Source organism: Streptomyces sp. NPDC005761, from assembly GCF_040630635.1.
Lineage (GTDB): Bacteria > Actinomycetota > Actinomycetes > Streptomycetales > Streptomycetaceae > Streptomyces.
Genome location: NZ_JBEXXX010000005.1, coordinates 139,970 through 151,759 on the forward strand (window position 1 = coordinate 139,970; position 11,790 = coordinate 151,759).

At 69.7% G+C, this 11,790-nt stretch carries 11 protein-coding genes; 2 read left to right on the forward strand and 9 right to left on the reverse strand.

Annotated features, from left to right (window positions below; all coding sequences use genetic code 11):
* Positions 1–41 precede the first annotated feature (41 nt).
* Together ABZ434_RS07190 and ABZ434_RS07195 are read right to left on the reverse strand one after the other, a co-directional pair.
* Positions 42–2,300, reverse strand: coding sequence for a tetratricopeptide repeat protein (locus tag ABZ434_RS07190; RefSeq protein ID WP_359132763.1), 2,259 nt, complete (start codon positions 2,298–2,300; stop codon positions 42–44).
* 251 nt (positions 2,301–2,551) lie between these two features.
* Positions 2,552–3,145, reverse strand: coding sequence for a GNAT family N-acetyltransferase (locus ABZ434_RS07195; RefSeq protein ID WP_359132764.1), 594 nt, complete (start codon positions 3,143–3,145; stop codon positions 2,552–2,554).
* Between the two features lie 248 nt (positions 3,146–3,393).
* Between ABZ434_RS07195 and ABZ434_RS07200 the strand changes: the two genes are divergently transcribed.
* On the forward strand, positions 3,394–5,517 hold the full coding sequence (locus ABZ434_RS07200) for an alkaline phosphatase family protein (protein ID WP_359132765.1): 2,124 nt from the start codon (positions 3,394–3,396) through the stop codon (positions 5,515–5,517).
* Positions 5,518–5,736: 219 nt separating this feature from the next.
* Here the strand turns inward: ABZ434_RS07200 and ABZ434_RS07205 are convergent, their stop codons facing one another.
* From ABZ434_RS07205 to ABZ434_RS07220, 4 genes are all read right to left on the reverse strand, one after another.
* Positions 5,737–6,555, reverse strand: coding sequence for a hypothetical protein (locus ABZ434_RS07205; protein ID WP_359132766.1), 819 nt, complete (start codon positions 6,553–6,555; stop codon positions 5,737–5,739).
* 77 nt (positions 6,556–6,632) lie between these two features.
* Complete coding sequence (locus ABZ434_RS07210; RefSeq protein WP_359132768.1) at positions 6,633–7,280, reverse strand: RNA polymerase sigma factor; 648 nt, start codon at positions 7,278–7,280, stop codon at positions 6,633–6,635.
* Positions 7,281–7,384: 104 nt separating this feature from the next.
* A complete protein-coding gene (locus ABZ434_RS07215; RefSeq protein ID WP_359132770.1) occupies positions 7,385–7,657 on the reverse strand; it encodes a DUF397 domain-containing protein in 273 nt (90 codons plus the stop codon).
* Entirely contained in the window at positions 7,617–8,465 is an 849-nt protein-coding gene (locus tag ABZ434_RS07220; RefSeq protein ID WP_359132771.1) for a helix-turn-helix transcriptional regulator, read from the reverse strand. Before ABZ434_RS07220 ends, ABZ434_RS07215 begins: the two co-directional genes overlap by 41 nt.
* Positions 8,466–8,549: 84 nt before the next feature.
* On the opposite strand from ABZ434_RS07220, the gene ABZ434_RS07225 reads away from it, so the two are divergent.
* Positions 8,550–9,014, forward strand: a complete 465-nt coding sequence (locus ABZ434_RS07225; protein ID WP_359132773.1) for an ATP-binding protein — start codon at positions 8,550–8,552, stop codon at positions 9,012–9,014.
* On the opposite strand, the gene ABZ434_RS07230 is transcribed toward ABZ434_RS07225, so the two are convergent.
* The 3 genes from ABZ434_RS07230 to ABZ434_RS07240 all read right to left on the reverse strand — a co-directional run bounded on the left by ABZ434_RS07230 (position 8,980) and on the right by ABZ434_RS07240 (position 11,738).
* Entirely contained in the window at positions 8,980–9,795 is an 816-nt protein-coding gene (locus ABZ434_RS07230) for a serine hydrolase domain-containing protein (RefSeq protein ID WP_359132775.1), read from the reverse strand. The two genes, ABZ434_RS07225 and ABZ434_RS07230, sit on opposite strands and share 35 nt — an antisense overlap.
* A gap of 168 nt (positions 9,796–9,963) precedes the next feature.
* Positions 9,964–11,202 (reverse strand): MFS transporter, encoded by a 1,239-nt coding sequence (locus ABZ434_RS07235; protein WP_359132777.1) that lies wholly within the window; start codon positions 11,200–11,202, stop codon positions 9,964–9,966.
* Positions 11,199–11,738: a helix-turn-helix domain-containing protein gene (locus ABZ434_RS07240; RefSeq protein ID WP_359132778.1), complete on the reverse strand. Its 540-nt coding sequence runs from the start codon at positions 11,736–11,738 to the stop codon at positions 11,199–11,201. The genes ABZ434_RS07235 and ABZ434_RS07240 overlap by 4 nt, the downstream gene beginning before the upstream one ends.
* Between the last annotated feature and the right edge of the window lie 52 nt (positions 11,739–11,790).

The window sequence follows — 11,790 nt, forward strand, 5'->3', positions numbered from 1 at the left end:
TGAGGACCGTCAAACGAACGCACGGCATTCACCGGCCGAGTTCAGTTGCGCCGCTGCCGCCGCCCTGCCTCGGACCGGCAAATGGCCAGTTGCGAGCGGGTGTAGAGGGCGTCCGGGTGGTCGGCGCCCAGTACGTGTACGCGGCCGGAAAGGGTCTGCTCCAGCAAATCGGCGGCTTGAGCATGTTCGCCCAGCTGGTGTAGGGCGTCCGCGAGATTGTTTCCGCTGGTCAAGGTATGCGGATGATTCGGGCCGAGGACGCGGGTGCGATCTGCGAACACTGCCCGGTGCAGCTCTGCGGCACGGGTCGGATCGCCCTGATGGTTGACCGTGGCGGCGAGGTTGTCGCGGCTGGTGAAGGTGAGGGGGTGATCGTGGCCCAGCACGCGGGTGCACTCGGCGATGTTCTGAGTGTGGAGCGTAGCTGCCGCAGTGTGGTCGCCGAGCTGGTCGAATGATTTGGCCAGGTTGTCGCGGCTGGTCAAGGTCAGGAGGTGATCGACTCCCAGGAGCCTGGTGCGGTCTGCGAGCACCATCGCGTGCAAGGAGGCGGCCTCGGCGTACTGACCGCGAAGTTGCAGGACGTATCCGACGTTGTTGCGGCTCGTGAGCGTATCGGGATGCTCCGGTCCCAACACCCGTATCCGATCCGCCAGATTCTGCCGGTGGATCCCTTCGGAGCGTTCGTACCTGCCGAGGCTGTGAAGACTGTTGGCGAAGTGGTTGCGGGCGGTGAAGGTGTCCGGGTGCTGGTCGCCGAGCAGTTCGACGCGGTGGTCGAGTACGGTCTGCCGCAGACTGAGCTGGAGGGCATAACTTCCCGCGTCGCCCAGTACATCCGCCAGTGTGTTGAGGGCGGTGCAGGCGTCCTCGGACGGGACGAGACCCGGGTGGTTGAGCAGAAGAGGCATATGCGGGGCGAGCAACCGTGCGGTGGTCCAGCCGCCCACGCCGACGGCGCGAAGGGCCGTCACCTCACCCCGCAGGGCGTTGACCGTCGCTTGCTCGAAGTCGTGGAGACGGTCTGGTTCATCGGTGGTCAGCGTGAGTACGGTGATCTCGCGGACGACGGGGTGGAGGGTGACACTGCCTCTTGCGCGAGACCCGGTTCCGGGCGCGTGCGGTTGGTCCGCCGGTACGCCGAGCAAGCCGTAGCGTTCCAGACCGGCCAGGGCCTGGTCCAGGGCGGCCTGGCCGACGGGTCGGCCGACTGCCGTCGTCAGAAGTTCCGGTGTGATGAGGGCCAGGGGCACCGGCGCCTCCGCGAACAGCGCCAGCTGGCGTAACAGCGGGCGGGCCAGCGGTACGCCTTCGCGGTCGAGTTGATCGAGTGAGACCTCCCAGGTACGCCGGACGGTGGACCTGGCCACGTTCGGATCCGTAGGGTGCGGGTTGTCAGCTCCTACCAAGGCGGTCAACTCCTCTTCCAGCGCGCTTCGGTACGCGGCGAAGTCACGGTGCCTGCTGGTGGATCCCGTCACATAGCGTCCGGCTGCCTGCAAGGCGAGGGGCAGCCCGCCGAGGCGGGAAGACAGCGCTTCAGCCTCCACCAGTGTGCCGCCATCTGGTGCACTGTCCAGCAGGACCGTGCCGCCCGCCGCCGCTGGTAGCGGCTCGAGTCGTATCAGCTCCGCGGCCTGTCCCCAAGTCGCGGATGCCGTATCCCGGCTGGTGACCACGAGCAGGCCCCGTCCGTAGGGACGGATCCAGCCGCGGTAGTCAGCGACACGCTCGCCCTCCGGACTGATCTGCTCAGCTTCGTCGGCGTTGTCGACGACCAGTAGCCATTTCCTTGTTCTGGAGAGTTGCCGCCATACGGCATCGGGCAGGTTGTCGTTGCCGGATTGCGCCGCGCTGACCGCACTGCGTGGCAGGCCGCAACCGACGGCCGCCTGGACGAAGTCGTCCGAGAAGGTTTCGGGGCCGCGCCAGCGAATCCAGAACACCGTGTACCCGTCCCGGCGGGCGTACTCGGCAAGTGCTGCCGCGAGCGTTGTCTTGCCCATGCCTCCTGCCGCACACACCACCGCGAACCGACCGTCGGGTCTCCTGAGCAGAGCCCTGAGCCGGGCGATTTCCCGGTCTCGGCCACGCACACGCTCAAGAACCACGTGCGGCGGATGCAGTGAACCGGGCCGGGCTCCGGATACCGGGCCTCCGCCGTCCTCGGCCGGCCCGTCCAGCCGGCGGCTCGCGGCCGCCAGCCCCGCGCTCAAGATGCCGAGGGCGCCGAACACCGTCCACACCACCCAGGGGCGGTCGGCCCATTCCGGTGCCTCCGCACCCGCACGCTCGGCCACGGTCCCCAGCACGACCGTGACAGAAGCCCCCAGACCGGCAACCGCGGCCCCCGCTCCCGCACGTGCTCGCACCGCTCGAATCCGTCGCATGAGCCGCCCCCCGAGAGCGCTGCACTGTCCGGACGACTCGGCGCATCCGTAGAGCGAACGGTTCCACGGCCCCGCCGACCTGTCGAGGCCTTGATGAGCGGGGCAGGTGGTCTCCAGGACCCATCATGACGGCGGACCCGAGGCCGCTGAAGGACGTTGGTTCAGTTTCGACCGGCGTCCCGGCGCCACATCGACCACATCGGCGGCCCGGACCGAAACGTCATCTCCTCGTGAACGGTGAAACCGTGCCGCCGGTAGAACGTCAGATTGCGGGAGTTGCTCGACTCCAGGAACACCGGCCGCCCGTCCGCATCCGCCCGCTTCAGCAGGCTGCCCAGCACCTGCGACCCGCGACCCGTACCGCGCGCGTCGGCGTGGGTGCCGATGTACTCCACGTACCAGTGCGCCGGCTCGGCCGGATGGCGATGCTCCAGGGCGAGCAACCGCTGTCCGGTCCGGGGCAGTTGGGCTCGCCCCGCGCGCAGCAGCGTGCCCGCGTTGCGCAGCAGGTAACTCACCGGGAGCTTCCACTGCCCCGGCTCCGCCCACACCGCGGCCACCGTACGGTCCTCGTCCGTCCACACCCGGCCCGCCGGAACCTGCTGGGCCAGGTGTGCGGTGAACAGGAGCCGTAGCCGACGGTCCCGGTCGTGCGGCATGAGCCACGACCACACGGGGTCCTCGGCGTAGGCGCTGGCGAGGACGGCGGCGAGGGCCGGGACGTCGGAGGCGGCGGCGCGGACTATGTCGGTCATGGCCGGGGAGAGTATCGGCCAATCGTCACTTCCGACTACCGGGGCGACGTTGCCGGTCAACCAGCCAACGGGGCACGAGTTTCGGCTATCACCGTGAAGCGTCTCGACCCGGCACCTGGGCCCGTGGAAATCTTCCGGTGCCTCAGGAATACGTCCTTGGTTCGCCCGCCGTTCGCTCCGGCGGCCTAGTTTTCGCAGGCACGCGCCGACGTCCCTCCCCTGAATCACTCCCCCCAGAGGTGCCCCTGATGACTCTCCAGACCATCGAGCCCCCATGTCTCGACAGCGAGAACAGCGAGAACAGCGAGAACAGCGAGAGCGGTGCAAGCCGTGTCAGTAATGACAGCCATGACAGCCATGAGTACGCCAACGAGTTCCGCATCACCCGGCGCCGGATGCTCCAGACGGCTGCGGTGTCCATCGGCGCCATCGCTGCCGGCCCGGTGGCCGGAGCGATCGGCGGGGCGCAGGCCAGTGCGGCCGAGTACGTCCTGCCCGAGGGCTTCAACGGTGACATGTCCGACTTGAAGCACGTGGTGATCCTGATGCAGGAGAACCGGTCCTTCGACCACTACCTCGGTCAGCTGCGCGGTGTGCGCGGCCATCACGACAAGCAGGTCCTGAGATTCCAGGACGGCACCGACGTCTTCCAGCAGCGTGACGCCACCGGTGCCATCGTGACGCCCGCCGTGTCGACCGCTACCTGGAGCGACAAGCACAACTTCTACGGTGCCAACGGCGGTCGGTGGGACACCTGGGTGAAGGACAAGGGCGACCACTGCATGTGGTACTACACGCCCGACTACATGCCGTGGATGTACTCGCTCGCCTCCCAGTACACCGTCTGCGACATGAACTTCTGTTCGCTGCACGGACCGACCATCCCGAACCGCTACTACCTGATGACCGGTTCGGGGGGCGGCGAGGTCACCAACGCCAAGCAGAACAACTACAGCCGCAGCTGGACAACGGTCCCCGAGCAGCTCCAGCAGGCCGGCATCGACTGGCGGGTCTACTCCGACAACAGCGGCAACGGTGTCGGCGGCAGCCTCCAGAACGGATTCATCGGCGAATACGGCTGCAACGTCACCAACAGCTTCAAGGCCTTCGACCCCCGCACGGCGGACGCCGCCGACCTCGAACCGGGCACCGGCAAGATCTGGAAGGCCAACTCCTTCGTCTACGAGGGCGCCACCACGCCCAACGACGACTCCGAGGCGAACCTGGACGCGGTGCTGCGCGACTTGATCGCCGCCTGCGAGCCGGGGGCCGAACACCCGCTTCCCGAGGTCTCCTGGGTGGTGATGCCCGCCGCGTGGAGCGAGCACCCGGGCTTCGACACGGTGCACGGCGAGCGCTACATGAACAAGATCCTCTCGACGCTCCAGAGCAACGAGGACATCTGGAACCACACCCTGGTGATCATCACCTACGACGAGAACGACGGAAAGTTCGACCACGTCCTGCCCCCGCGCCCGGAGGCGGGCACGCCCGGCGAGTTCTCCGGCACCACTCCGTACGGCTTCGGCCCCCGGGTGCCGATGCTGCTGGTCTCGCCCTGGACACGAGGCGGCTACGTCGCATCGGAGGTGTTCGACCACACCTCGACGGTGAAGTTCCTGGAGACCTGGGCTACCCACCTGGGCAAGCCGTTCACCTGCCCGAACATCACCGAGTGGCGCCGCTCCGTCGCCGGTGACCTGACCAGCGCCATCGACTTCGCACACCCGCGCCCGGGTCCGGTCGTCATCGCCGACCCGGTCACCGGGACCCCGCCGAAGCCCCCGCGCGACCGGATGGAGCCGCGCGGCCTCTCCTTCCACCCGCACGCCACCTTCACCGAGGACCGCTCCACCGGCACGGTGACCGCGTCCATGACGCTGGCGGGCGGCCCGGCGGGCAAGGCGGTGAGCCTCCAGGTGTTCCCGGACCAGTACCTCGCGTTCGACAACACGCCGTACACGGTGAGCGTGGCGACGCCGCGTTCGTACACGTGGGACACGAACGCGACCGACGGCAAGTACGCCTTCTCCGTCTACGGGCCCGACGGCTTCCTGCGCTCCTTCGCCGGGCAGGTGATTCCCGGGAGCGAGAGGGGGAAGCACATCGGAATTCCCCGCGTCGACGCGGAGTTGGTGAAGGGAAGGCACCCGGTGGTGGGGCTGCGGCTGCACAACGACGGTCGGCACCACGTGCGTTACACCCTGAAGGCCAACGACTACGTCGGCGGCACCCGGAAGTACACCGTCCCCGGCGGCCACTCCACCGTCGTGCACTGGCCCACCGAGCACGGCTACTACGACGTGGTACTCACCGCCGACACCGGGACCGGCTGGGCCCAGCGGTACGCGGGGCGGGTGGCGACGGTCTGAGGAGCGAGCCGGGCTCTCCGTACGGCCCTTGGGCGGTGACCACGGGCTGACGGGCCCGGTGTCGTCCAGCCGGCCGACCCGACAGGTCCCGGACCTCCCAGGGTCGGGACCTGTCACGCCCGGGGTGGCCTCGCGCGGGCTTGCGAAGGCGCATACGCGGTCATTGCTGCCCCGCCCCATCGACAGGGCAGCAATGAGGCCGGGAAGCCCGGCATACTGCTAACCGGCGAACTGCGGGTCCTTCGCCTGGTTGTAGATCTCCTTGCCGGATGCGTCGTAGGCATGCACGTAAGGGCTCGGGCCCGAATAGTGCCGGCCGGAGGTGTCGGCGGACAGGGCTGCCGCGTAGACGAACGCGCCCCCTGCCATGACCGCCGGGTACTGCTTGGGGTCGTCGCCGTAACTGATGGCGATCCTGGCGACGTTGGACGCGTGGTGCCCGGCGCCCAGCATGAGGTACTGGTCCTTGCCCGCGGGCGCACCGATGGAGTCGAAGTATGCGATCGTGCGACCGGTGCCCCACAAGCGGTTGTTGATGAACGTGGGCGGGGAGTCCGGGCTGTTGCCCTTGTCGCCCTTCGACTCGCACTGCACGTACTGGCCGGCGGAGTCGACGGCGACGACCACGCCGTCCCAGTCCTTCGACGCGATGGGAGTGCGGACCGCGATCACCGCGTGGTACCGCGACGCGTCCGGGCCCAGGCAGGAGGACAGGATCTTGGTGACGGCCCCCGCCGCGATCGGAGTCGTCTTCCCACTGGTGATGGAGAACGCGTCCTGGGCGGACGTCACGGGAGCCGAAGACGGTGCCGAACCGGCTCCGCCCGACGTGGAGCCGTGCGTGGTGCCCGAACTCGGTGACGCGGCGGCGCCCGTCGGGTTTCCGGCGGGACCGGCGAGAACCGGCTTGGCGTCCCCCACTCCGCTGAAGGCGGCCACGGCCGCGACGCTCAACGCCGCGACCCCGGCGGCTACACCCAGCGGCACCCCCCACCTGCGTGGCAGCGAAGCATGGTTGTCCTCGGGGTCGATCTTCATCAGTAGCTCCTCACGGGTCCGCCGGTGATTCGGCAGATCACGATCGGAAGGAGCCGCAGGAATGCCCTGCGTGTCATTCATCGTGCGACCTCCTTCGCGTTGACGGGGTTCCTGGAACTGGATGACGCCGCAACCGTCGCTCCGCCGACGAGATCGGTCCCCAGCCTCCGCCGCGCCCGGTGCAGTCGGGACTTCACGGTTCCGACCGCCACCTCGAGCGCCGCCGCGGCCGCCTGCTGATCCAGGCCCGACCACACGCAGAGCTCGACGACCTCGCGTTCATGGCGCGGCAGGCGAGCCAGCGCCCGGTGGATCTCCGACATACGACGCTCGTCGTCGACCATGACGGCGACGCGGTCCGCGTGGTCTCCCACGGACTCGTCGTGCGAGACGAGCCGGCGCAGCAGCGCCTCGGCCCGCCTCAGCCGCCGCCTGGTGTTCGACAGCAGGTGGTCGGCGATGCCCAACAACCACGGCAGGGCCGAGTCGCGGTCCAGCACCGTCTCCGATCGCCGACGCCAGGCATGCAAGAACACGGTCGACGTGAGGTCTTCAGCCTCGGACCAGTCGGCCGTCCGCCGGAACAGATGGTTGTAGACGGTCTTCCCATGGCGGTCGAAGATCCGACCGAACGCCTCCCGGTCGCCGTCGACGGCCCTCGCCCACAGCTCCCGGTCGGATATCCCTCCGACCGGTACGGCGGGATCAGCGTCGTTCAGTTCCATGCCCTGTACGTGTCCGGCACCCGGCCCGAGGTTCCCGCTGAGCCAAGTCAGTATTGACGGACGCGTAGGGCCCGGAGGTCCGCACCTAGGTGAACCCGGTCAGCTCACTTCTCGCAGAGGCTGTCCACGAAGCCCTGCCAGGCCCCGGCCCCGACGACGAGGACGGGCCCACCCGGGTTCTTGCTGTCACGGACGGGCACGGAGGCGGCGCAGCCGTCGGCCACCTCGACGCAGTCGCCGCCGGTGCTTCCGCTGTACGACGACTTCCGCCAGGCCGCGCCGCCGGTCACGGTGCACTCGACGCAGTCGCCGCCGGTGTTTCCGCTGTAGCTGGACTTACGCCACTGCGCGCTCTTCAGGCCGGGGCCGGTCTCCATAACGCTCCTCCATCACGCGGGCGATCAGGGCCGCCGAGTCCTCCACGGAGAGGGCGGCGGCCTGCAGGTGAGCGTAACGGAGCGAAGCCTCTCGGAGGGTGTCGGGGCTGGCGGTCATATGGCCGGAGATGAGGTCCTCGGTGTAGATGATGTCCGGGTCGTCTTCGAAGCGCAGAAGGTTGAACGTGCCGTCCAGGCTTGAGTGTTCACCGGCCGAGAAGGGCAGCACCTGGATGCGCATCCACCGGCTGGTGGTGAATTCCAACAACCGCATCAGTTGGGCACGCATGACCTCAGGGCCGCCGATCGGTCTGTGCAGCACGGCCTCGTCCAGGACGGCCCAGGCCAGCGGTGGCCGTTCGTGCACCAGGATGCGCTGGCGCTCCATCCGGGCCGCGAGCAGGGCCTCCAGATCGTCCGGCATGCCGGTGGCCAGCACCGCCCGTGCGTACTCCTCCGTCTGCAGCAGCCCGTAGACCAACTGTGCCTGGTACGTGGAGATGTATGTGGCGCGCGCCTCCATCTCCGCATACGGCTGGAACCAGGTCGGCAGTTGGCTGCGGAGGACCAGCCCCATCAGCCGCGAGAACACCCCGTCCGTCCCGAGCGCGGCGTCGACGCGTTCCGAGAAGTCGCGGGTGGGGACCTTCTTCGTCGTCTCGATCTGGCCGACCAGCGAGCCCGTGCAGAAGATGATGTCGCCCAACTGGGCCTGGTTCAGGCCGGCGGCCTCGCGCAGGCGGCGCAGTTCCCAGCCGTAGTAGTCCAGTGGGGAGGCGCTGGGGTCGAGCGACTGGATGTTGGCCACGGCAGGGACCTCCGGGGTGCAACGCCTCGCGGCGTTCGGTTCCGTTCGTAGCCGAGCGTAGTCGCGTGCTCGCAGTATGGTGACATGAATCACGTAACTGCTCCCCGGGCCGAGTCCGAAGAGCCGGTCTACCGCGCCGACTTCGCCATGAGCGAGCACTCGGCCCGGCATCTGCGGCGCATCCTGCGGCTCTACCTCACCGGGTGGGGCATGACGGAGGTAACCGACGCCGCGGAGCTCGCGCTCACCGAGCTGATCGCCAACGTGGTCCGGCACGTGCCCGGCCGCCGCTGCCAGGCCTTCCTCTTCCGGCTCCCGAGGGGCGAGGGTGTGCGCGTGGAAGTGGCGGACGGCTGTCCGGAGCTGCCCGTCGTGGTCGAGGGTGACGTGTCCTACGAGGGCGGGCGAGGGCTGCTCCTGGTGGAGGCCGTGACGGACAAGTGGGGCGTGGAGGTGCGACGCGACGGCGGCGGCAAGGCGGTGTGGTTCGAGTGTCTTGCCGCCGGCCCGTCGGCTACGCCCTCAGTTCCGCCAGCACCGCGTCCGTGAACGGCGTCCAGACCTCGGCCGCCCACGGGCCGAAGGCGCGGTCGGTGAGCGTGACGCAGGCCGCGCCCGCCGCCGGGTCGATCCACAGGAACGTGCCCGACTGGCCGAAGTGGCCGAAGGTCGCCGGGGAGGACGAAGCGCCGGTCCAGTGGGGCGACTTGTGGTCCCGGATCTCGAAGCCGAGGCCCCAGTCGTTGGGGTTCTGGTGACCGTAGCCCGGCAGTACGCCCTTCAGGCCGGGGTGGACGACGGTCTGCGCCTCCAGCATCGTGCGCGGGTCGAGCAGGCGCGGGGCCTGGACCTCGGCCGCGAACCGCACCAGGTCCTCGACCGTCGAGACGCCGTCGCGGGCGGGCGAGCCGTCCAGGGTCGTGGCCGTCATGCCCAGGGGCTCCAGTACCGCCTGGCGTACGTACTCCGGGAACGGGATGTCGGTGGCCTTGGCGATGTGGTCGCCGAGGACCTCGAAGCCCGCGTTGGAGTACAGCCGCCGGGTGCCGGGCGGGGCCGTGATCCGGTGCTCGTCGAACGCGAGACCGCTGGTGTGGGCGAGCAGGTGCCGGACCGTGGAACCCTCCGGACCCGCCGGTTCGTCGAGTTCGACCGCGCCCTCCTCGTACGCCACCAGCGCCGCGTAAGCCGCGAGGGGCTTGGTGACGGAGGCGAGCGGGAAGCGGTGCGCGGTCGGACCGTGCGTACCGACGACCGTCCCGTCCGCTCGTACGACGGCCGTCGCCGCGGTGGGGACGGGCCAGTTATCGATCATCGCCAGGCTCTGCATACGTACGAGACTAAGAGGTGATGCGGTGAGGTGCCGGGGGCGGGCCGGACCACGCGGCCCTCCGGGCCCATCGGGCCCACCGGATTCGAGAGCGATGCGGGCGCGGTCCCTCGCCCCCCGGGGCCGCCGGAGCGGGGGCGGGGCTCGCGCATCGCTCTCGTATCCGCGTCAGGAGACCGGGACGGCGGCACGCAGCGCCGCTTCGACCCGGCGGTTGCCCGTCATGGTCGCCGTGACGGCGGTCATGGCGAGGAGGAGGCCGGCGGCGGCGTAGAGCGGGGTGCGTACGTCGTACGTGGAGGCCAGCCAGCCGCCGAGGAAGGCGCCGAACGGGGCCGCGCACATGGCGAGCATGCGGGAGGTGGAGGCGACCCGGCCCATCAGGTGGGCCGGGACGATCGCCTGCCGGAGGGAGGGCCCGAGCACCATCGTGGCGCCCATGCCCGCCCCGCATACGGCGAGCGCGAGCCCGGCCACGTACGGATTCGGGGCGGCGGCAAGCCCCAGGATGGCAAGCCCCTCGACCGCGGCCGTGCAGGTCAGCGCGGTGCCGGTGCCGAGGCGTCGGCCGAGGAAGGAGGCGATGCCCGCGCCGAGCAGGCCGCCGGTGGCCTCCGCCGTGAGGAGGAGGCCGTAGCCGAAGGTGCCGATGCCGAGGCGGTCGTGCGCGAAGAGGGCGAGCACGGTCTCCACGGCGAGGAAGGCGACGTTGCCGACCGCCGGGCGGAGCGCGAGCCCGAGGAGCAGCTGATCCCGGAAGACGTACGACGCCCCGGCCCGCGCCTGTCGAAGCAGCGACTCGCGGGCCTGTGGCACAGGCCGGGGTGCGGCGGGCAGCGACCGTACGAGCAGTGCGGAGAGCGCGAACGACACCGCGTCGGCGAGCAGCGGAACCGCCCGCCCGAGCGCGAGCAACGCACTGCCCGCAGGTGGCCCGGCGAAGCCGGACGCGGCGGTCTGAGTGCCGCGCAGGCGGGAGTTGGCGCGCGCCAGGAGCACGGGGTCACGGCCGAGCAGGTCCGGCAGATAGGCCGTGGCAGCCGTGTCGAAGAAGAGTCCGCCGAGGCCGAGCAGGAAGGCCACGGCCGCGAGCAGCGGAATGCTCAGCACGTCGAGCACGGCCGCCGCCGCCGGTATCGCGAGCAGCACCGCACGAGCGGCGTCCGCGACCCACATGGTGCGCCTGCGGTCCCAGCGGTCGACCAGCGCACCGCCGAGCACCCCGAAGAGCAGCCATGGCAGCGTCCCTGCGGCTGTGACGACGGCGAGGGCCATCGGATCCCGCGTCAACGCCAACGCGAGCAGCGGCAGCGCGGCATGCGTCACCCCGTCGCCGAGCGAGGACACCGTCTGCGCGGTCCACAGCCGCCCGAACCCGGCAGGCAGCTCCTCCTTGATGTCCGTCATGCGGATGCACCCCCGGTCTGCTCGTGCGACGCCGGACGGAACAGCGCGAAGACGAACGACGCGTCCGGCAGCGACGGATCCGACAACTGCCGGTATTCGTCCGCCAGCGCATCCAGCCGCGCCCCCAGCTCCGCGAACTGCTCCTCGGTGAGCCGCAGATGCGCCATCCGTACATGACGCTCGGCCTCCGCGGGCGCCGCTTCCAGGTCGGCCACCGCGTGCCGCATCAGCGCGTCGGGCTGCCCGGTCCCGGAGTCCGGCAGCACGATCGACTGCGCGGCCATCGCGTAGTACCGCTCGGTGACGCCCCGGACCTTCCGGGTCCGCACCACCTTGACCAGGCCGGCCCGCTCGAGCAGTCGCACGTGATAGCTGGAACTCCCCTTCGCGAGGCCCACTCGCGCGGCGATCTGCGTAATCGTCGCCGGCTCGAAGCGGAGCACGGCCATGATCCGGTGGCGCGTGAGATTGGAGACGGCGCGCAACTGTTCGTCAGTGGTGACGTGAAAGGTCTCGGGGACATCATCGGCAGGCATGCGCCCAATGGTCAACGTTTCTTGACCATTGCGCAAGGGCTTTGCGTGCCCT